Genomic DNA, 21,525 nt, shown 5'->3' with positions numbered 1-21,525 from the left:
CGGGGTCCGACCCGCGTCGCGCGCACGCTGGCGGCGGGCTTCGTTGACCCCCGTCCGGATGCTCTTCTGGTTGATCGTCGGGTCTTTGGTGTGCGGGTACAGGGGTGCGAGCCGGACGACCATCTCGTCGAGTTCGAGCGGACTGCGCCACGCCGCCAGGATCGAGAACGCCTCCGACCAGAAGGCCTCCTCGTGGGGATCGGACCGCGCCACGAGTTGCCCGATGCGGTGGGCCAGAGGTTTGAGGCCCCCTTTGGCCGCGGCCACCACCGCCGCCGCCCCCTGGGTGCGTAGGAGGGTGTCCGGATCCTCGCCGGGCGGCATCAGTGCGATGCGCACCTCGAGTCCCGCTTCTTGGAGGATGTCGGCCGCGCGGTCCGCCGCCTTCTTTCCCGCCTCGTCCGCGTCGTAGAGGATCACCGCTTGCCGGCACCAACGCCCCAGCAGTTTTGCTTGCTCCGTTGCGAGCGCGGTCCCCAGCGACGCGACGGCGGTCTCGAGGCCCGCGCGGTGGCACGCGATCACGTCCAGGTATCCCTCCACGAGCACGGCCTGCTGCTCTTTGGCGATCGCGGCCTTCGCCCGGTGCATGCCGTAGAGCACGTGGCTCTTGCGGTAGAGGGGCGTGTCGCTGCTGTTGATGTACTTCGGATGCCCGTCGCCCAGCACCCGGCCTCCAAAGGCCACGAGCTTGCCATGCTCGTCTCGGATCGGGAACATCAGCCGCCCGCGGAACTTGTCGTAGTACCCTCCCGAGGCATCCTCCTCGACGAGGAAAAGCTCCTTGCAGCGCCGCAACTCGAACTTCTCCTTGCGGAGGGAGCCCGCGAGGGCGTCGCCCACGTCGGGGGCGTAGCCGATTTCCCAGGCGGACAGCGTGGATTCGTCCAGTCCGCGATCGGCGCAGTACTTCCTGGCAGCTTCCGAGCGCTTGAGTTCGGCTTCGAAGAAGCGCTTGGCGTGCTCCATGGCGTCCTCGAGGGCCAGGCGCTCGGACCGGGTCGGGCCTTTGTACGCCTCGAGTTCGACCCCCGCCTCGCGCGCCAGGATTTCGAGCGCTTCGCGAAACTCGACGTTGCGCGTCTTCATGACCCACGAGAAAATGTCTCCCTTCTCGCCGCACGCCCAGCAGTGGTAGCGGCCGATGGAGGGGTTGACTTCGAAGGAGGGGTTCTTGTCGTCGTGGAACGGGCATAGGCCCTTCCATTTCCCCTGCTTCGGCCCCTGGAGGCTGACGCGCTGGGACACGAGATCGACCAGATTCAGCCTTCGCCGGATTTCTTCGCGCTCGTCGCCCATCGTCTTCAGTATGTCAACAAAAAAGGCCCCCCGCCTGGATGGGCGAGGGGCCTTGCAGGGTGAAGCCTAGGTTTTGCCGCCCGCCACGACGACGCCGGTCACCACGTGAGGCTTGTCCGGGCCGAGACGCGACAGTCGGAACGCGACCTTGTTGCGGATGAGGTAGCGAACGACCAGATTGTCGCCCATCAGCTCGTAGCCGTCCGGAGCGCCGTACGTCTTGATGATCGACGCGAACGAGGAACCGAACCCGAGCCCCGTGCTCGTGCGGACTTTGGAGCTGGACAGGCCGATCGCCTCGATCTGTACGACGCGGTTGAACTTGTCCAGGATGAACCCGTACTGGCTGCCCGCGCGCTTGTAGACCCAGCGCGTGAAGATGACCTTTTGGGTCGTCCCGGCTCCGCCGCCTCCGAGGCCTGCGGCGCCGCCGCCACCGGGACCCGTCGGGCCCGCGCCGGGACCGGCTCCGCCGCCGCCGGGGGGCTTGCCGAAGTTCGGATCCATCATCAGGTCGCCCGAGCCCTGGGAACCCTGGCGCAACAGCGTCGTGCCGAACGAGAAGTCGAACGCCTCCATCCCCATGGGGCCATTCTTGCCCCCGCCCGGGGCTCCCGGAACGCCGCCGGGGCCAGCTCCCCGACCCGCCGCGCCGCCGCCGCCGCCGGGGCCGATGGCTCCGCCGCCGAAGGAGACCGCCTGGATGTCGTCCGGCGAGCCGTAAATGCTCACCAGGCGAAGACCCGTGTCGTAAAGCTTGATGCCCACCAGGCCCGTTTCCGCCTTCTTGGTCTGCGCGAGCGCTCCCGTCGAAACGAGGGCGGCCAGGCCAGCGGCGAGCGCTACGTTAGTGATTCGAATGTTCAAAGATCAGCACCCCTAAGAGTCGTTATCGGATTCTCACTATAAAGGACGCCGCAAGCGTCCCACAAGGTCACGGGTTTGCGCTCTTTTTGCAGAGCCAGCCCGCGCCTGCCCTGAGGTATACCTAATCGGATCGTCCGGACGGTTCACGGAGTAGAGAAGAAACATGGCAAACAACTTGGCGGTCACCGCCTCAGATTTTCAGGAGAAGGTGCTTGGGTCAGACGTTCCGGTTCTGATCGACTTTTGGGCGGAGTGGTGCGGTCCCTGCAAGGCGATCGGGCCGTCGATCGAACAGCTCGCCACCGAGTACGAGGGCCGCGCGAAGGTCTTCAAGGTCGACGTGGACTCCGACGGCGAACTCGCGTCGCAGTACGGCGTCATGAGCATCCCCGCGCTTCTCGTATTCAAGGACGGCAAGGTTGTGGACCAGATGGTCGGCGCCGCGCCCAAGCCCCAAATCGCCGCCCTGATCGATCGGGCTCTCTAACGAGCCACTCTCTTGTCCACCGACAAACTCCCCAACGTAGCGCGGGCGGGCGGCATCATGATGCTGAGCCTGTTCCTCAGTCGCGTGTTGGGGATTGGTCGGGAGATGATCATCGCCGCCAAGTTCGGCATGTCGGTCCAGACCGACGCGTACATTCTCGCGTTCCTCATCCCCGACCTGCTCTTCTTTCTCATCGCCGGAGGCGCGCTGAGCAGCGCCTTCATCCCCGTCTTCAGCGAGTACCTCCACACCGACCGCAAGGAGGATGCGTGGAAGGTGTTCAGCGTCGTGGTGACGTTCATGTCGATCGTCGTCGGCGCCCTGATCGTGCTGGCGTGGATCTTCGCGCTGCCGCTCGCACACCTGGTGGCGCCCGGCAAGCTCCACTCCGTCGATCCTCACGAGGTGGACGCGGTGATGGGATTGATCGCCCACATGAGCCGCATCGTCCTGCCGGCCCAGTACGCGTTCTTCATCGGGGGCGTGTTGTTCGGCACCCTCTACGCCCACCAGAAGTTCGCGGCGCCGGGCCTGGGTCCGAACATCTACAACCTCGGGATCATCTTCGGTGCTCTCGCCCTGGCCCCGTTCTTCGTGCCCGGTCAGATCGGCATGTCTTGGGGCGCGTTGACGGGCGCGGCCATCGGCAATCTCGTCATCCCGCTCTTCGCGATGCGTTCGATCGGTGCGCGGTTCACCCCTTCGCTCGAGCTCTCGCATCCCGGGGTGAAGAAGGTCTTCCGCCTGATGCTGCCCGTGGTGCTGGGGCTTTCTCTCCCCGGCGTCTACGCGCTGATCATGCAGGCGTTCGGATCGTATTTCCAGGCCGGGGCGAACGGGTGGCTGAACACGTCGAACCGTCTGATGCAGGCGCCTTTGGGAATCTTCGGACAGTCCTTGGCGATCGCGGTGTTCCCCGCCCTGACGCAGTTCTTCGCCCAGGAGCGGATGGACCTGTTCCGCAGCCAGCTGGGTTCCACCATGCGGACCGTGCTCTATCTCACGATTCCGATCACCACGTTCCTGTTCGTGCTCGCCCCCCAGATCGTCTCGCTCTTTTTCGAACACGGCAGGTTCACCCCCGCCGACACGGCGGCCACCGCCGCCCTCTTGAGGATGTTCTCGATCGGCGTGGCCGCGTGGTGCCTGCATCCGGTGCTGATGCGCGGGTTCTTCGCGGTCCAGAGTCCCACGGCGCCAATCGTTTTGGGGACGGTGGCGACGGGTCTCTTCGTGGGACTGACGTTCGCGCTGATGCGCACTCCGCTCGGCATTCGCGCGCTGCCGTTGGCCAGCTCGATCTCCGCGATCCTGCTCGTCGCGATGCTGCTCGTGGCCGTTTCGCGCAAGGTCGGGGCGATCGATTTTGCCGCGCTCGGAGCGACGCTGGGCAAATCGGCGGGGGCGAGCGCGATCATGGGTGGCCTGCTCTGGGCGGGCGGAGCGCTGTTTCCCCTCGTTGACGGCCGGTGGCACACTCCCGTGCTGGCGCTCGAGTTAACCGTGGTGGGCCTGCTCGGGGCATGGGCGTACTACCTCGCCACCCGCGCCCTCCACATGCCGGAGGTCGCCACCGTGGACCGCGCCCTGGCGAAGCTCAACCGGCGCGCGTGATCCCGGTTGGGGGTCCGTTCGTGCCTGCGAGTCTGCGTGAAACCCCTCCCCTTCGCGCCCCTTGCGTTATTGCGTTCCATTCCCCCCCGCGCCTCTGCGACTCTGCGTGAAACCCCTCCCCTTCGCGCCCCTTGCGTTCTTTGCGTGCCCTTCCCCCCCCGCCTCTGCGGCTCTGCGTGAAGCCCCTGCCCTTCGCGCCCCTTGCGTTCTCTGCGTGCCATTCCCCCGCGCCTCTGCGTGACGGTAATCTCTCCCCAATGGAAGATGTCGTGATTCTCTCCGGCGTGCGCACGCCGATCGGCGCGTTTGCCGGCGCTCTCTCGAGCATGAAGGCGCCCCAACTGGGCTCGATCGCGATTCGAGCGGCGCTCGAGCGTGCCGGCGTGCAACCCGATCAGGTGGACGAGGTGCTGTTCGGACAGGTGCTTCAAGGCGGTGTCGGCCAGGCTCCCGCGCGGCAGGCAGCGCTCGGTGCGGGCTTGCCGCAGAGCGTGCCCTGCACCACGGTCAACAAGGTGTGCGGCTCCGGTATGAAGACGGTGATGATGGCGGCGCAGGCGATCCGGTCGGGCGACGCCAAACTCGTCGTGGCCGGCGGCATGGAGTCGATGAGCAACGCGCCCTACTTTCTGCCCGAAGCCCGCACCGGCCTTCGGATGGGCGACGGGAAGGTAGTGGACATGATGATCCACGACGGCCTTTGGGACCCCTACTCGAACCAACACATGGGCTCGTGCGGAGACCTGTGCGCGCGCGAACTCAACTACTCGCGCGAGAAGATCGACGAGTTCGCTGCCGAGAGCTATCGCCGAGCACTGGCCGCGCAGCAGAACGGCCGCCTTGCAGAGGAGATCGTGCCGGTCGAGGTGCCTCAGCGGCGCGGCGACCCCGTGGTCGTCGCCGAAGACGAGGAGCCGGGCAGGGGCAACATCGAAAAGCTCCCCTCGTTGCGCGCCGCGTTCGACAAGGAGGGCGTGACGACCGCAGGCAACGCCAGTTCGCTGGACGACGGGGCCGCGGCGCTTGTGGTCGCCTCGCGCACCCATGCCGAGGCCCATGGGCTCAGACCCTTGGCCCGCGTCGTTGGCTACGCCCAGCACGCCCAGGCGCCAGAGTGGTTCACCACGGCCCCCGCCGAAGCGATCGCCAAGCTCTTGGCGGCCCACGGGCTGACGGTCGCGGACATCGACGTCTTCGAGGTGAACGAGGCCTTCGCCGTCGTGGCGATGAACGTGGCGGACAAGGTGGGCATCCCCTCGGAGAAGCTCAACGTCAACGGCGGCGCGGTGGCGCTCGGCCACCCCATCGGCATGACCGGGGGGCGGTTGGTACTTACGGCGATGCACGAGCTGAGGCGTCGCGGAGGCAAGTACGCCATCGCCAGCCCCTGCATCGGCGGCGGCGAGGCGACGGCAATCTTGATCGAAGCCCTGTAGCAAACGCGCTGCTGGGTTCTGTGTGGGAGCACGCCCGTCAAGCGGGCGTGGCACCCGACTCCCGATTCCCGATTCCCGTCCCCCGATTCCCGTCCCCCGATTCCCGTCTCCCGATTCCCGTCTCCCGATTCCCGTCTCCCGATTCCCGTCTCCCGACTCCCGTCTCCCGACTCCCGACTCCCGTCTCCCGATTCCCGACTCCCATAGGAATTGCCGGGATCGGATCCTCGGCGGGATGGAATGAACCTCCTTGGGGGACCGAACGAAGCGGCGTTTGGACCGTTTCGGGCAAAATCGACGTCTGTTCGTGGGGGTTCTGTGAGAGTTCTATTTGTTTCCGCCGAGGTCGCACCGTTTGCGAAGGTCGGGGGCTTGGCGGATGTCGCCGCGTCCCTTCCCAAAGCCCTGCGCGCCCTGGGCCACGACGTGCGCGTGGTGATGCCAGCCTACAGGATGGTCGAGCACGATCCCCACTGGGAGGTCGAGACCGAGGTCGGAGGCGTCCACGTCGCCATGAATCCGGGATGGAGCAAACGCGCGTACCTTCGCTGCGGCGTGCACGACGACGTCCCGATCTACCTGCTGGGCACCGACGAGTGGTTCAACAAGGCCGTCAACAGCGAAACCGTGTATCGCCCCGGATGCGACCAGTACCTCTTCTTCGCCTCCGCGCTGCTCGAGTGCTTCGCCGCCAAGGGGTGGATTCCCGACGTCGTCCACACCAACGACTGGCACACCGGCTTCGTGCCCGTGCTGATGCGCGAACTCCACGGCGCCCAGTGGGGCGAAGCGGCCAGCGTGCACACGATCCACAACCTCGCCTATCAAGGCGAGTTCGGATTCGAGGTCCTGGATAAGGTCGGTCTTCCCCACCACCTCTTCAACCTGCACCGCCTCGAGGCGCACAACCAGGTGAATTTCCTCAAGTCGGGATGCGTCTACGCGGACCAAACCAACACGGTGAGCCCACGCTACGCGCGCGAAATCCAGACGCCCGAGTACGGGTGCGGCCTCGACGGACTGATGCGCCACCTGCACGCGGAGGGACGTCTTTCGGGCATCCTCAACGGCATCGACCTGAACACCTTCGACCCGGTGACCGACCCCAAACTCCCCGCCCACTATTCGGTCGACGATCGCGCCGGAAAGGCCGAGTGTCGAAGGGCCGTGTTAAGCGAAGTGGGGCTCAAACCCCTTCGCGGGGCACCGCTCGCCTCGATCATCAGCAGGCTCAGCGAACAGAAGGGGTTTGACCTCCTCGACGAGATCCTCCCGGAACTCGTCGCCCTTCCGATGCAGATCGTGGTGCTCGCCGTCGGCGATCCCTACTCGGCATCGCACCTTCGCGCCGCAGAAGCGCGGTTCGGCGATCGTGTCCGCTTCGTCGAGCGTTTCGATCCGGATCTCGCCCAGCGCCTTTACGCGGGCTCGGATCTGTTCCTCATGCCCAGCGCCTTCGAGCCGTGCGGCTTGGGGCAGCTCATCGCGCTGCGCTACGGCACGGTGCCCGTCGTACGGGAGACCGGCGGCCTCGCGGATACCGTGCACGAGGGCGAAAACGGATTTGTGTTCGGGCCACGCGACCCCGCCGCGTTCTTGGACGCATGTCGTCGCGCCCACAACGCCTACGGCACCCCCGGTTGGGACACGATGGTCGTCCACGGGATGCGGCAGGACGTGGGCTGGGACGCGAGCGCGAAGAAGTACGAACAGGTGTACGAGGTCGCGCGCGCGCGTTGCGCGGACCGCGCCGTCTCCTAGGTTTCACCGCCTTCCCGCGTGCCACGCCCGCTCGTCGGGCGTGTTGAGCTCCCCGGACGTAAACCGCGCGCCCGCCCTGCGGTCGCGGCTCACTCTTTGCTTGCCGAAAGGTTGTGCCGCGCGTTGCGCTTGAGGCCCTCCCACCCGGCGCGGCGGACGGCGGAGCCTTGGGTGAGCGCATCCCACTCCCCCTCCGGGAGTTGCGCCAGTCGCTCCAACCCCGGCCACTCGCGGCGGGCCCGCAGACCGGGATCGCGCGCTGCGGGCGCGCGCAGGGGCTGGCTGCTCCTCGGCTGGTTGAACGGGCACACGTCCTGGCACACGTCGCAGCCGAACGTCCAATCCCCGATCGGATACTCCGAGGGCAGCGGGCCACGGTGCTCGATGGTGAGGTAGGAGATGCAGCGCCGGGCATCCACGCCCCAATGGTCTCCCCGCGGAACGATCGCCCCCGTCGGACAGGCGTCGATGCAGGCGCTGCAGGAGCCGCACCCGCCCACCGCCGGAGCATCGAACTCCAACTCCAAGGTCGTCAACAGAAGTCCCAACACGAAGCGGCTGCCCCGCCGGCTGTCGATCAGGCACGTGTTCTTGCCGAACCAACCCAGGCCCGCCAACTGGGCGAAGTCGCGTTCCAGGATTGGGGCGGAGTCCACGCAGACACGCCACCGCGCCTGCGGAGCGTGCGCGTCGATCCAGCGCCCGATCGCCCGCAACTTGCCTCGAAGCACCTTGTGGTAGTCCCTGCCAAGCGCATACCCCGCGATCCGGGGGCGGCCCGGCTCGCGTGGCGCGGGGCCTGAATAGTGCATCGCGCACGCGAGGATGGAGTTCACGCCCGCGAGGAGGGCGGACGGATGCGCCTTCCACGCCATGTGGCGCGCCAGATAGTCCATCGTCCCATGAAGACCATCCCCCACCCACCGCGCGTACTCCTCGAGATGCGGGGGCACCTGAGCGGCACAAACGCCCGCCGCGTCGAACCCCAACTCCAGGGCCCTCCCCTTGAGTTCGGTGCTGGTCAGCCCCATCGGGTCATAGTAGCGCGGATCCCGCCGATCCCAAGACCTCAGCCCCCTCGCGCAGCCTCCAACCGTTCGAACAAACGCTCCCATTCGGCGAGCGAGAGCATGTGGGCCCGCACGGTCGGAGAGTGCCCCTCGGCCACGATCGCCGCGTCGATGGCCGACCGCGAGAAGCGGCCGGAGGCGGCGAGGTTGTTCGCCAACGTCTTGCGCGGCTGCGCGAATCCCGCCCGTACCACCGCAAAGAACGCCTCGGGCAACGTGGACCCCGTTGGGACCAGCTCCAGCACGAGGCTGTCCACCTTGGGGGGTGGCAGGAACGATCCGGCGGGCACGTGGCAGACTTTGGTCAGCGTGAACCGGGCTTGGAGATAGACGGAGAGCGAGCCCCGCTCGCGCTCGCCCGGCTGGGCGAGAATGCGCTCGGCGACTTCGCGCTGCATCATCAACACGGCCTTGTCGAAGCAGCCGTGCGCGTCGGCGATGGATTGCACCAAGAGCCCCGTCAGGTAGTAGGGGAGATTCGAAACCACCCCGCGCGGGGCGGGAAGCTCCGCGAGGATCGCACCCAGGTCGGCCTTCGCCGCATCCTGGAGGCGCACGTCGGCGCGGGGGGCGGACTCGGCCAAGACGCCGGCCATCTGTTCGTCCAGTTCCAGCGCGATCACCTTCGCGCCCCGACTCAGCGGCGCGGTCAGAACCCCGGGGCCGGGTCCGATCTCCAACAGACCCGCAAAGCCCTCGAAACGAGCGACGATCGCGGCGACCGCGGCGGTGGAACAAAGGAAGTGCTGGCCAAGGCCCTTGCGCGCATCGATCCCGTGAAGGGCCAGGACGGCGCGCAACGTCGCCGGATTCGCGAGGTTCAAGGGTTTCGCAGCACGTGAACGGTCACGTCGCGGCGCCCAAAAGCCAGCGCCTTGGCGCGGCTCCCAAAGCAAAGATCGATCCGGTTGCCCTTGATCGCGCCCCCCGTGTCGGACGCGATGGCGAAACCGTAGCCCTCCACAAAGACAAGGCTCCCGAGAGGAATGACCTTCGGATCCACAGCCACGACGCCGTACACGGCCTTCATGCCCGTGGCCGTGCGGCCCGTCGCGCCTGGTCCGATCGTGCGCGGGCTCGGGTCGTAGCCCGTCGCGCTCATCTGGAGCACGCGTCCCCGAGTGAAGCTGTGGCGACTGGGCGTGTAGCCCGTCCGCCCCATGTAGATCAGCGCCGAGACGGGTTCGTCGCGCTCGGTGCGGACCAGCTCCTTGCGAACAGGGCGGTCGTTCTCGATCACGACGCGGTAGACGCGCCGAACTTCGCCGTCGACACCATGACGGACCTTGACCAAGCGGCCAGGCCCCACGGTACGGCTGAATTCGTACTCCACCGGATAGGGAAGGGCTTCCTTCTCGATCCGGGTCTCAGTTTTCTTCTGGTCCTGTGCCCCACCCGCCCACCCGAAGGTGCCGAGCATCGCCATCATGAGCGCAAACACAAGCCGAAATCCATTCACGCGCATTCGGAACCTCCTCTTGCGTGGTTTGGTCGACCGTTGAAGGTACTTGTTGGCATCGGGAAATTGCAAACCGCGTCAGCCGGAGATATCTGGATTGAGTGCCGATGAGCCTGAGATATGGAGTGTTTCCTTTCTCATTCGATCGTCGATTTTCTTTCGTTTTCTGCATCGATTGCGCGCGGCAACGGTTCCATAGCTTTCGGTTGGCCACGAGTCCATCTTCAGAGCGGCCGTCGCCGCCGTTTCCTACCGGCTTGTCACGATCTCGACTCGGGACACCGGGCAAGGCGCCTTCTCCGAAGTCGTCACCAGCCATCGGCCGTCCTGCGAGTAGGCGATGCCTTCGCCCTGAAGCTCGCCCGCGAGTACGATGCTCTTGGGCCGGCTCGCGATCCAATCGTCGAAGGCGGAGCCCTTTCCCGCGGCGTACTCGTAGGCCCCCAGATACGTGCGCACCACGACAAACCGCCCGTCCGGCGAAACGTCTCCACCCGTTGCCAGGCGCATCGGCTCCAACGCACCCGGTAGATTCAGCTCGCCGACGCGTGTGAGCCCGTGCTTACCCGGTGTCGCGGCGCCGTCGAGGCGGTACACGCCCGCCGGCCCCTTCGCGGTCTTCGCCACGAGGTAGAGATCGCCCGTCTCGGGTCGGACCATCAACGTTTCGGCGTTGTGCGGCCCGTCGGGATAGGTCAGCTCGAAGCGGTCGAAGGCCGTCAGGGCCCGCCCCTCGCCGCGGGGTTCCTCCACCCGGTACACGACGACGGACGAGCGCTTCTCCGCATTGTCGCCGATGTCGCCGAAGTACAGGTAGCGCTTCTCTCCCACCTTGGCCGAGGCCATGTCCTCCCAATCAAGCGCTTGGGCTCCCTCCAGAGAAAACACCGCGGTCACCTTCCCCGATTCGTCGAACCTGAAGAAGCGCGCGGAGTCTCCGCTGTCGTTGTGCGTGTACCAGACACCCGGTTGCGCGAGGCTGGGCGCGATTCCCGAGCTCTCGTCCACTTCGGGGTCGGTGATCTTGCAGAGGGTTTCCGGTTTGCCGTAGGCTCGCACACCGGAACTCGGCGGTTTGGCTCCTTGAGGCCCGGCGCAGGAGAACCCGGCCCCCACGGCGAGCAGTGGCAGCAGCAACAGGCAGCGTCGCGCGGTGGCGATGGGGAGCATTTTGGGATTATACAGAGCGCCTCGCCCGCCAGTTCAGCAGGTTGTCGTAGAACAGGTACTGGTGCGCCCATCCCGTCAGGGAACCGAACCGACCGCGCAGGAACCGGGCGGCGACGCGGTAACGGTGGTCGGTCAGCGGCTTGCCGGCCCACTCCGGGAAGTAGTGGCGGCAGCACGCCTGCCACAAGTGCGTATCCATCGGCGCGGCTTCGTCGCAGTGGAAGCCGAACAGCGCGATGCAGTCGGCGAGCTTCGGGCCCACGCTCGCCAGCGAGACCAGTTCGGCGTGCAGCTCCTCGTAGCCGAGCGCGGCGAGGCCGCGCCACCACCCCTCGCCCCTCGACAGGATCTGCCGCGCCACCGCGGGGATCGTGCGGGCGCGATAGCCAAACCCGGCGTCCCGCAACTCGGCCTCGTCCACCTGCGCCAGCCGCTCGAATGTCGGAAACCGCCTGAGGACGCGCCCGCCCACCTGTTCCATGGCGTCCCCATATCCGCCGAGGTGGCGAACCATGGGCAGGATGCGGGCCAGGTTGTTGTTCGCCGTGCACAGGAAGGAGAACAGCACCTCTCGGGGACAACTCGGCCGCATCTGGCGAAGCCCCCGCAATGCCCCCACGTAGGGCGCCAACTCCGGGCCTGCCGCCACCACCTCCCGCTCGATCTCGGCAAGGCTCCGATCGAGCTGGAACAGGGCTCGGAACGCCCGCTCGTCGGCATTGGAGCGCACATGGTGGCGCCCCCGGTCGAGAATCACCTCGAACCAGTGGTTCCCGTCGATCCCGAGCCAAACCCCTCCTCCGAGATGCTCCCAACGAAAGACCTGCCCGCACGACACGCACCGGGCGAGGTCCAGCTCCTCGGCAGGAATGGAAAGGGTGAACGCGTTCAGAGCGTCCCCTCGGGAAGCTTCTCGAGAAACTCGGTCTCGCTCAGGACCGGAACCCCAAGCTGTTCGGCCTTGGCGAGCTTGCTGCCCGCCCCGGGCCCCGCCACCACGTAGGTCGTCGCCTTGCTCACGCTGCCGCTCGCCTTGCCCCCCCAGCGCATCACCAGCGCCTCCGCATCCTCGCGGGAAAACCGTTCCAGCTTGCCCGTGAACACGATCGTCTGGCCCGCGAAGAGGTCCCCTTGCGGCGCTTCCGCCTCGATGGGCTCGACCCCGGCCTCCAACAACGCGTCCACCATCGATTGGTTGGCGGGATCTTCAAAGAACCCCTCGATCTCCGCGGCAGTGCGCGGCCCCACGTCGGGGACGGACACCAGCGCCTCGAAGTCGGAGTGGCGAAGCGCCTCGAGGGTGCGGAAATGGCGGGCAAGGTCGCGCGCGCCCCGGTCGCCGACGTGTCGGATCCCCAGACCGAAGACCAGCCGGTCCAAGGGGCGCCGTTTGGACTCCTCGATGGCGGAGAGCAGGTTCTCCACGCTCTGCTCGCCCATGCGGTCCAGCTCCAGGAGCTGCGCCCGGTGTTCGTGCAGGTGGTAGATGCTGGGCAGGTCGGTCAGCAACCCGAGCTCGAGGAACCGGTCGATCTGCTTCTCGCCCAACCCTTCGATGTCCATCGCGCCGCGGGACACGAAGTGGCGCAACTTGGCCGAGATCTGCGCGGGGCACGCCTTGTTCGGGCACTTGAGCGCCACCTGGCCCTCGGTCCGACGCACGGGCGTCGCGCACTCGGGGCACACGTCCGGCTCCCGGGGCACCGGCAGGTCGCCTTCGCGCTTCTCCAATACGGGGCCGAGCACTTCGGGGATCACGTCGCCGGCCCGCTGCACGATCACCGTATCGCCCTCGCGCACGTCCTTTCGCCTCACTTCGTCCCAGTTGTGCAGGGTCGCGCGCCCCACGGTCACGCCGCCTACGAACACGGGTTCGAGGTCTGCGACCGGGGTGATCGTGCCCGTGCGGCCCACGGAGGCCAGGATCGCGTTGAGCCGGGTGAACGCCTGTTCGGCGGGAAACTTGTAGGCGACCGCCCATCGGGGTCCACGGGCTGTGGAACCCAGCTCGTCCTGGGCCTCCAGGTCGTTCACCTTCAACACGATGCCATCGATCGCGAACGGCAGGGTCGCTCGCGCCGCACCCCAGTGGTCGACCGAGGCCAGCACCGCCTCGATCCCGGTGGCCACCTGCGCTTCGCCGCGGACGGCGAAGCCGAGGTCGTGCAGCGCTTCGAGGGTCCCGCTTTGCGTCGCGGCCAGGCGGGACCCTCCTGCGACGGAGTAGGCGAAGAAGTTGAGCCTTCGCGAGGCCGTGATGCGGCTGTCCAGTTGGCGCAGGCTGCCGGCGGCGGCATTCCTCGGATTGACGTAGAGCGCCTCTCCTTGCGCGGCACGATGTTCGTTGAGCTCCCGGAACACGTCCTTGAGCATCAGCACCTCGCCCCGAACCTCGATCGTTCCCGGCACGGGCCGACGCAGGCGAAGGGGAATGCCGCGAACGGTGCGCGCGTTCTCGGTCACCACTTCCCCGGTGGTCCCGTCGCCGCGCGTGGTGGCGCGCGTCAGGAGCCCGTCTTCGTAGGTCAGCGACAGGGAGAGACCGTCGAACTTGAGCTCGACGAAGTACTCCACGGGGTCGGACGTGCCCAAGCCGCGCTTCACGCGCTCGTCGTAGGCCCGCAGCTCTTCGTGGCCGAACGCGTTGTCCAGGGAGAGCATGGGCGCGAGGTGGCGGTGTTGGGCGAACTCGGTGACCGGGGCGACTCCGACCCGCGACGTGGGGCTGTCGGCAGTCTTGAGTTCGGGGTGCGCCTCTTCAATCGCGACCAGTTCGCGGAAGAGTCGGTCGTACTCCGTGTCGCCGATTTCAGGAGCATCGAGGACGTAGTACAGGTAGTTGTGCCTCTCGATCTGCTCGCGCAGTTCCCGGGCTCGCTCGGCTGGGGATGGCATCGGAACCTCGCTCTGCCTGACGGCTACCCTTCCATCGCCTGCTCGAGGATCCCGTCCGCGACGAAGACCGGCGCATCGAACCGGATCGCCAGGGCCACGGCGTCGGACGGGCGCGCATCGATCTCGTACTCCTCGGTTCCGCGCCGCACGTACAGCTTCGCGTAGTAGATCGTGTTCCAGAGGTCGTCGATCACCACGCGGTCGAGATGCCCGTCGAGCCGGTCCATCACGTTGCGCAGAAGATCGTGGGTCAGCGGCCGGTCGGGGCGCGCCTTCTCCAGGGGCATGCTGATCGCCTGGGCCTCGAAGGGCCCGATCAGGATGGGAAGACGACGCTCGCCGTCCGAAAGAAGCACGAAGCGGGAGATGGAGCCGCTGCTTTCGGCGGCGAAGACACCCTCGATCTGCACCTCGACGAGTTCGCCGAGATCTTCGCGTTCACGCTCGGGACCCGGGCTCTGCGGAAAGAACGCAGGCGGCTGGTCCAAATCGTCGGGTCCGTCCGGCCCTTCCTTGTCCTCCGGCATGGATGCACGATACCGCACCATCCCGCGTCTGCGCGTCAAGGGGGCGCCCAGCCTACGGTCGCGGGCTGGGAGCCGCGGGTCCTCACACCGTGGCGCGCGTTTTGGCGACCACGCTTTCGAGGAAGCTCGAGTTCGTCGGGGTGCGCTTGAGCAGCTTGATCAGCTGATCGGTCGCATCCACCGAGTTCTGCTGGTTGGCCACCATGCGGTGCAGCTGCACTACGGCCTCCAGCTCTTCGGACGCGAACAGCTTCTCCTCGTGGCGCGTGGAGCTGCGCTTCACATCGATGGCGGGCCAGATCCGACGCTCGGCGAGATCGCGATCGAGCACCAACTCCATGTTGCCGGTGCCTTTGAACTCCTCGAAGATGCCGTCGTCCATGCGGCTGCCCGTATCGACGAGGGCCGAGGCGATCACGGTGAGCGACCCACCCTCCTCGATGTTCCGCGCGGAGCCGAAGAAGCGTCGCGGCCGGTAGAGGGCCGACGGGTCGAGGCCGCCCGAAAGCGTTCGGCCGGATGGATTGATCGTCAGGTTGCTCGCACGCGACAGGCGGGTGAGCGAGTCCAGGAGGATCACCACGTCCATGCCGCACTCGACTCGGCGTTTGGCCTGTTCGAGACACAACTCGGCGACCCGCATGTGGTTCTCGGGCGGTTCGTCGAACGTGGAGCTGATGACCTGGCCGCGCACGGACCGCTTGAAATCGGTCACCTCTTCGGGGCGCTCGTCCACGAGCAGAACCATGAGCGAGACGTCGGGATGGTTCGCCGTGATCGAGTTCGCAATCGTTTTGAGAATGGTCGTCTTTCCAGCTTTGGGGGGCGAGACGATCAGGCCGCGCTGGCCCTTTCCGATCGGCGAAATGAGGTCGATGATGCGCGCGACGATGTTCTCGGAACCCGTCTCCATGCGGAGCCGCTCGTCGGGGTGAAGGGGGGTCAGCTCGTCGAAGTTCTTGCGGTGCTGCATCTCCGGCGCCTGCGTGCCGAATCCGTTGACGCTCTCCACACGCAGCATGCCGGGGTATTTCTCACCCTCTTTGGGAGCCCGCACGAGGCCGAAGACCGCGTCTCCAGCGCGCAGATGGAAGCGCTTGACCTGGGACTGGGACACATAGACGTCGTTGGCGGACGGCACGTAGTTGTCGCGCCGGAGGAATCCCCAACCGTCGTTGAGGAGCTCGAGCACCCCGCGGGCATAGAGCGCGTCCGTGCCCTTGTTCGCATGTTCGAGAAGCCGGACGATCAGGTCGTGCCGATCCAGATCCGGATCGAGCTTGGCGGACTTCACGGCCTTGAGAAGCTCGGCCGGGGTCATGCGGTCGAAATGGTTGAAGTCGATTTCGGGAAGGTTCTCGAGATCGGAAGGATTGTCGGTGCGGGGGAGGCCCCCCTCGCGATGGCGTCCACGGCGACGGCCGCCGCCTTCGCCGGACTTGCGCGGTCGAAACTGGTGAGTCATAAAGCTCCAAACAAAAGGGTGCGTGGAAAGGAAGAGGATTGAAACTCAGGCACGCCGAGCGATGAACCCTACTCTCCCTGGAAGATAGCGACGTACGGAAGGTTACGGAACCTCTCTGCGTAGTCCAAGCCATATCCTACCACGAATTGGTTCGGGATCTCAAATCCGACGTATTCCACCGCCGTGGGGGTTCGACGCGCCTCGGGCTTGGAGAGCAACGCCACCACCTTGAGCGACTTGGGCCGGCGCGTGGAGAGCAGCTCTCGCAGGTGCGCCAGCGTCGCCCCGGTGTCGACGATGTCTTCCACCAACAGCACGTGGCGGCCCTCGATGTTGATGTCGAGGTCCTTGCGGATCTGCACGATGCCGCTGGAGGACTTCCCCTCGCCGTAGCTGCTTGTCTGGACGAAGTCGACGGTCACTTCGCCGGGAAGCTCCTTGGCCAAATCCGAAAGAAACATGTACGAACCCTTCAGCACGCCCACGAGCAAGAGGGGCTCATCGCCGTAGTCGCCCCGGATGGTGTCGGCCAACTCGCCGATCCTCGCCTGGATCTGCTCCGCGGAGAGCAACACCGTCAGCGTCTCGCCGGTCGCCAAGGGCTCGGACATCCGGTTCATGGGAGCAAGAATTCTACCCCTGCACCCCGCTTCCCGACTCCCGACTCCCGATTCCCGTCTCCCGACTCCCGTCTCCCGATTCCCGTCTCCCGATTCCCGTCCCCCGACTCCCGTTCATTCCAGCTCGATCGTGGCCGGAGGCTTGCTCGTCAGGTCGTAGAAAACGCGGTTCACTCCGTCGACCTCGTTGACGATCCTCGTGGCGATGTGCTCGAGGACGTCGAAGGGGATGTTCGCGGCCCTGGCGGTCATGGCGTCCTCGCTCTCCACGGCGCGCAAGACGATGGGGTGTTCGTACGTCCGCTCGTCGCCCATGACCCCCACGCTGCGTACATCGAGCAGCGCGGCGTAGGATTGCCAAATCCCGTGCTGGAGGCCCTCCGCGCGCAACTCCTCGCGAAAGATCCAGTCCGCTTCCTGCACGATGCGCACCCGCTCGGGCGTGACCTCGCCCAGGATGCGCACCGCCAGCCCCGGTCCGGGGAAGGGCTCGCGATAGACGATGTCCTTGTCCAAACCCAGCGCGACCCCCACTCGCCGAACCTCGTCCTTGAACAGCCAGCGAAGCGGCTCGATGAGCTTCAAGTTCATCTTCTCCGGAAGACCGCCGACGTTGTGATGGGTCTTGATCTTTGCCGCGGTGGCCGACCCGCTCTCGATCACGTCGGGGTAGAGCGTGCCTTGCGCCAGGAAATCGCACTCCATCAGCTCGTTCGCGTGGCGCTCAAACACCTCGATGAACATGTTGCCGATCACCTTGCGCTTCCGCTCTGGATCGGTGACGCCGGCAAGCGCCGCAAAGAACGCCTCCTTCTCGTCGAACACCTTCAAGTCGCCCACGAGATGCTTCGCAAACGCCTCTTTGACCTGTTCGGCCTCGTTCTTCCGCAAGAGTCCGTGGTCCACGAAGACGCAGATCGCGCGCTCGCCGATCGCGCGGTTGAGCAGCGCCGCCATCACCATGCTGTCCACGCCGCCGCTGACCGCGCACAACACCTTGCGCTCTCCCACAAGCGCTTGGATGCGCGCCTTCTCCTCTTCGATGAAGTTCTCGCTGGTCCAGTCTCCCTTGAGCTTGGCCGCGTCGAACAAGAACCTCTCCAGCACGCTCTTCCCGCCCGGCGTGTGAGAGACCTCGGGGTGGAACTGGACGCCGTACCGCATCGCTTCGGGATTGGCGAACCCGGCAACCGGGCACGATTCGGTGGACGCGATCACCTCGTAGCCCATGGGCATGGCCGTGACCTGGTCGCCGTGGCTCATCCACACCGTATCGCTTGTCAGGCCGCCGACGATGGACTGCTTGGCCGCCTTGGTGAGCTTGCGCTTGCCGTACTCGCGCGCCGGAGACTTCTCGACGGTGCCACCGAGTTTGTGCGCCATCAGCTGCAGCCCGTAACAGATGCCCAGCGTCGGCTTCCCCTCCAAGGCCGCGAAATCCATCGTCGGCGCCCCTTCGGTCAGCACCGATCGGGGCCCTCCGCTGAGGATCACGGCGGAGGGGTCCTCCTCGCGAATCCGGCGCTCGGCCTCCGTCCAGGGAATCATCTCGCTGTAGACGCCCAGTTCCCGGACCCGCCGCACGATCAACTGGGTGTACTGGCCTCCGAAGTCGACGACGAGAACGGTCTGGTGGGACATGAGCCCCCAGTTTGAAGGACGGCCCGGCCCAAGCGCAATCGGTCGCGGGCTCCTTAGGGATTTGTTTTCAACACCGACTTCAACGTGGTCTTCAGCGCGCGTTCGGTCTTGACGCCCGACTTGAGGTCGCGCACCTCGCTGGTCGCGGTCGCAACGACCTCGAACGAGCGCATGGCCCCCAAAGTGCGATCGAAAACGGCCCGGCCCTTCCCCGCCACGTGGGTGGTGACGCTCGCCACGGCGTCCTTCTCGCTCTCCACGACGTTCGTGCCTTCGTCTTCGAGCACCGTGTAGGTTTGGTCCACCGCCACGTCCATTTCGACCACGCTCTCGTCGATCTTCCGGGGCGTGATCGTCGTCTCGACGTTGCTGTCGCCGAACGCCTTGGTGTAGGTCCACGAGACGCCCACCTCGGGCTCGGAGTCGGGAAACTCCACGGTGAGATAGGTGATGTCCGGGAAGCGCTTCACGTGCAGTCCGGGGAGCCGCACGGGGAGCTGTACGTCCGGCGCGTCGGTGACGACCACCTTGCCGCCCGGCGTCATGCTCACGGTCGTCTTGGGAAAGAACGGCGTCACGTTGTCGACGGTCAGGGGAAGGGCTGCTCCGTTGTACACGAGCTTGAACGCCTTGATCTCGCTGGCGGCTCTCGGGCGGCCTTCCGAGTCGGGAGCCAACCCGTCGACCGCAACGCTCATGGTGAGGTCCACGAGACCCTCCTGCCCGCCCAGCAGCGGGATGAACCCGTCGAACACGACCTGAACGTCGTAGACGTGCTGGGTCGCGGGTGTAAACCGGTACTGAACCGGTCCGAGCGCGCAGGCGCAGAGGAGGGCGAGCATGGCTGAATTATGGACGGGGAGGCCGCGGGGGGTGTTTCACGCACGCAGGGAAGCGGAGGTGCGGATAGAGATTTCACGCAAAGAACGCAAGGGGCGCAAGGGGGGGGTGTTTCACGCAAAGAACGCAAGGGGCGCGAAGGGGAGGGGTTTCACGCAAGGGCGCGGGGGCGCGGGTACCGTTCCTTTGCGTGTCACTGGCGAACGGATCCGTGCTGGCAGGTCGATTCGAGATCGCGGCGACCTTGGGTCGCGGCGGTTTCGCGATCGCGTACCGATGCCGCGACCGCGAGCGCGGGGATCGATGCGTGGTCAAGGAGCTGGCGCCCCACGGCGTGGTGCGCGATGACGACGGAACCCTGCGCCTGGATCTGCTCGGCGATCGGTCCGGCAAACTGATCTCGCGGTTCCTCGAGGAGGCCGAGCTGCTGCGGGCGATCCGTGCGCCCGGACTCTTGCCGGTGCGCGCGAGCTTCGAGGCCAACGGCACCGCCTACTTCGCGACGGACGAGGCCGCGAACGCCCGTACGCTCGCCGAGCTTCTCGACCGCGAGGGCTCCCTCGATCTCGACACCTCGCTCGACGTCCTCTACCAGCTCCTCGAGACGCTTGAGGCCATCCACCTGCAGGGGTACCTTCATCGGGACGTCAAGCCCTCCAACGTGCTGCTGGACGACGCGGGCCGCTGCTACCTCATCGACTTCGGCGCGGCGCGCCAGTGGCATGCGGACCACACGGAGCGGCACACGGTGATGTTCACTCCCGGGTACGCCCCGCTCGAACAGCTCTCCGAGCACGGCCGACGGGGACCCGCGACCGATTTGTACGGCCTTTGCGCGACGGCGTACCACATGTTGTGCGGCGAGCCCCCCCTCGCCGCGACCGATCGCGTGGCCGGAGCGAGGCTTGTCCCGCCGGCCGAATGGCGCCCCGGACTCGACCCCGCGGTGTCGAACGCCCTCATGGCCGGACTTCGGCTCCGCTACGACGAACGCCCCGAGAGCGTGCGGGCGCTCGTCACGCTGCTCGAGGAGGCACCCGCGACCCTTGCCGACCAGATCGGGCGGGCGGATGCGGTCTTGGAGGCGTTGCGGTCGCTGCGCATCGAACGCAACGGGTGTCCGGTTTGCGGCGCGGCGCTGGACTATCCGCGGCAGGCACGCGCCTGGACGTGCCCCGTGTGCCGCGACGCGAGGATTCGCCCGCGCGATCTGGCGCCCAACCGGTGCCCGTGCTGCTCCAGCGGTATTCTCAGACGCTTCGATCACGCCGAACCTCCCGTCGGTTGCCCTCTTTGCCCGACGGGTGCTTTGGAGGGAGGGCGGCGGGGCCCCTGGACTTGCCTGGCGTGCGGCGCGGCCTTTGCCCGTGTCCGCGGCGGGATCGAGCACCAGGGCGTGATCCACACCTGGGCGGAGTGGATGGCCGCCTCGCCACGCTCGCAGGTGGTCGCGGTGTGCGACGCGTGTGGCGCCCAGTTCGACGAGGATCCGGACGGGCTCCGAACCCAGATCGTGCCGGAGGGGAGCCCCTGGGGCGCTTTGAGCCCCGACGAGTGGGCGCGCGTCGCCATCGGATCCGCTCCCGACGGAGGCAACGCGGAGTGCGAGCACTGCGGCGCCGAGTACCACGTCGAAGGCGAAACCTGCACGTTGCTCGGGGCCGAACTCGATCCGTTCGGGTTTGCCGAACGACACTTGGGGCGGCGCTTCGACCTCCGGCATCTCGCATGGGCCGCCGCTGGAAAGGAGAGCGCGTCCCCGGGACCGACGTGCCAGCGATGCGGCACCGAGTTCGACACCGACGGTTCGTACCTGCGCCTTGTGAGGACCACCTCGCCCATCCTCGCGCGCCACACGGGCGAGCCCTTCTCGCTCGAGGATTGGAACCGGCTCGCACGCGAACTGCCGACCGTCCTCGAGGAACCGGCCTTCGAAGAGCGTTTCGACTCCCTGCTGGTGCGAGCGTTCGTTCAAGGCACCCTGCCCTTCGACTCCTCCGAAACGGACCTCCTCTGGCGCGGACGCGCCGCGAGGATCTCCCGAGATTCCGGCGTGCCGGCAGGGCCGGAGGGAAAGCTCACCGTGACCGATCAGGAGATCGTTTTCCAGCATTTCCTGCACAAATGGCGCACCCCGCGCGACGCGGTGCAGGACGCGTTCGAGCGGGACGGCTACCTCTGGCTGGTGCTGTCCGGCGAACGGGACCCGGTCGGATTCGACATCGAGGAGGTCGAGCTCACCGTGCACCCCAAGTCGGGTCCCAGGACTCTCCTCGTCGGTGCGGGCGAGTTGGCGCAGCGGATGGAAGGAGAGCGTTCACGCAAAGAGCGCTAAGGCAAGACAACCGCAAACCACAAACCCCAAACCACAAAC

The 21,525-nt window shown here is 66.5% G+C and carries 17 protein-coding genes and 2 pseudogenes; 5 read left to right on the top strand and 14 right to left on the bottom strand.

Annotated features, from left to right (window positions below; all coding sequences use genetic code 11):
* Both dnaG and M9921_14375 read right to left on the bottom strand, forming a co-directional pair.
* On the bottom strand, positions 1-1,299 hold a 1,299-nt coding region (dnaG, locus tag M9921_14380; protein ID MCO5298031.1), incomplete at its 3' end, for a DNA primase.
* A 66-nt stretch (positions 1,300-1,365) separates the two neighbouring features.
* Positions 1,366-2,166 (bottom strand): hypothetical protein, encoded by an 801-nt coding sequence (locus tag M9921_14375; protein MCO5298030.1) that lies wholly within the window; start codon positions 2,164-2,166, stop codon positions 1,366-1,368.
* Positions 2,167-2,329: 163 nt separating this feature from the next.
* Here M9921_14375 and trxA point away from each other — a divergent pair, with 163 nt between their 5' ends.
* The 4 genes from trxA (at position 2,330) to M9921_14355 (ending at position 7,464) form a co-directional block, all read left to right on the top strand.
* Complete coding sequence (gene trxA, locus M9921_14370) at positions 2,330-2,653, top strand: thioredoxin (protein ID MCO5298029.1); 324 nt, start codon at positions 2,330-2,332, stop codon at positions 2,651-2,653.
* Positions 2,654-2,665: 12 nt separating this feature from the next.
* Positions 2,666-4,267, top strand: coding sequence for a murein biosynthesis integral membrane protein MurJ (gene murJ, locus M9921_14365; GenBank protein MCO5298028.1), 1,602 nt, complete (start codon positions 2,666-2,668; stop codon positions 4,265-4,267).
* 257 nt (positions 4,268-4,524) lie between these two features.
* Complete coding sequence (locus M9921_14360; protein ID MCO5298027.1) at positions 4,525-5,703, top strand: thiolase family protein; 1,179 nt, start codon at positions 4,525-4,527, stop codon at positions 5,701-5,703.
* Positions 5,704-6,021: 318 nt separating this feature from the next.
* Positions 6,022-7,464 (top strand): glycogen synthase, encoded by a 1,443-nt coding sequence (locus M9921_14355; protein ID MCO5298026.1) that lies wholly within the window; start codon positions 6,022-6,024, stop codon positions 7,462-7,464.
* An 89-nt stretch (positions 7,465-7,553) separates the two neighbouring features.
* Here the strand turns inward: M9921_14355 and queG are convergent, their stop codons facing one another.
* The 12 genes and pseudogenes from queG to M9921_14295 form a co-directional block, all read right to left on the bottom strand.
* Positions 7,554-8,495: a tRNA epoxyqueuosine(34) reductase QueG gene (gene queG, locus M9921_14350; protein ID MCO5298025.1), complete on the bottom strand. Its 942-nt coding sequence runs from the start codon at positions 8,493-8,495 to the stop codon at positions 7,554-7,556.
* A 38-nt stretch (positions 8,496-8,533) separates the two neighbouring features.
* A complete protein-coding gene (gene rsmA, locus M9921_14345) occupies positions 8,534-9,358 on the bottom strand; it encodes a 16S rRNA (adenine(1518)-N(6)/adenine(1519)-N(6))-dimethyltransferase RsmA (protein ID MCO5298024.1) in 825 nt (274 codons plus the stop codon).
* Positions 9,355-9,546, bottom strand: a pseudogene (locus tag M9921_14340) (3D domain-containing protein). The gene rsmA and the pseudogene M9921_14340 overlap by 4 nt, the downstream one beginning before the upstream one ends.
* 204 nt (positions 9,547-9,750) lie before the next feature.
* Positions 9,751-9,954, bottom strand: a pseudogene (locus M9921_14335) (G5 domain-containing protein).
* Between the two features lie 288 nt (positions 9,955-10,242).
* Positions 10,243-11,163 (bottom strand): hypothetical protein, encoded by a 921-nt coding sequence (locus M9921_14330; protein MCO5298023.1) that lies wholly within the window; start codon positions 11,161-11,163, stop codon positions 10,243-10,245.
* A 7-nt stretch (positions 11,164-11,170) separates the two neighbouring features.
* Entirely contained in the window at positions 11,171-12,001 is an 831-nt protein-coding gene (locus M9921_14325) for a hypothetical protein (GenBank protein MCO5298022.1), read from the bottom strand.
* A 50-nt stretch (positions 12,002-12,051) separates the two neighbouring features.
* Entirely contained in the window at positions 12,052-14,058 is a 2,007-nt protein-coding gene (gene ligA, locus M9921_14320) for an NAD-dependent DNA ligase LigA (protein ID MCO5298021.1), read from the bottom strand.
* A gap of 23 nt (positions 14,059-14,081) precedes the next feature.
* Positions 14,082-14,585, bottom strand: a complete 504-nt coding sequence (locus tag M9921_14315; GenBank protein ID MCO5298020.1) for a bifunctional nuclease family protein — start codon at positions 14,583-14,585, stop codon at positions 14,082-14,084.
* An 82-nt stretch (positions 14,586-14,667) separates the two neighbouring features.
* Complete coding sequence (gene rho / locus M9921_14310) at positions 14,668-15,906, bottom strand: transcription termination factor Rho (protein ID MCO5298019.1); 1,239 nt, start codon at positions 15,904-15,906, stop codon at positions 14,668-14,670.
* Between the two features lie 212 nt (positions 15,907-16,118).
* Positions 16,119-16,661, bottom strand: a complete 543-nt coding sequence (gene hpt / locus M9921_14305) for a hypoxanthine phosphoribosyltransferase (GenBank protein MCO5298018.1) — start codon at positions 16,659-16,661, stop codon at positions 16,119-16,121.
* A 123-nt stretch (positions 16,662-16,784) separates the two neighbouring features.
* A complete protein-coding gene (gene guaA, locus M9921_14300) occupies positions 16,785-18,311 on the bottom strand; it encodes a glutamine-hydrolyzing GMP synthase (protein ID MCO5298017.1) in 1,527 nt (508 codons plus the stop codon).
* Positions 18,312-18,364: 53 nt separating this feature from the next.
* Complete coding sequence (locus M9921_14295) at positions 18,365-19,153, bottom strand: hypothetical protein (protein ID MCO5298016.1); 789 nt, start codon at positions 19,151-19,153, stop codon at positions 18,365-18,367.
* A gap of 209 nt (positions 19,154-19,362) precedes the next feature.
* On the opposite strand from M9921_14295, the gene M9921_14290 reads away from it, so the two are divergent.
* Entirely contained in the window at positions 19,363-21,486 is a 2,124-nt protein-coding gene (locus M9921_14290; protein MCO5298015.1) for a serine/threonine protein kinase, read from the top strand.
* Positions 21,487-21,525 lie beyond the last annotated feature (39 nt).

The sequence above is a fragment of the Fimbriimonadaceae bacterium genome (assembly GCA_023957775.1).
Lineage (GTDB): Bacteria > Armatimonadota > Fimbriimonadia > Fimbriimonadales > Fimbriimonadaceae > JAMLGR01.
This window is presented reverse-complemented; position numbering and strand designations above follow the sequence as displayed.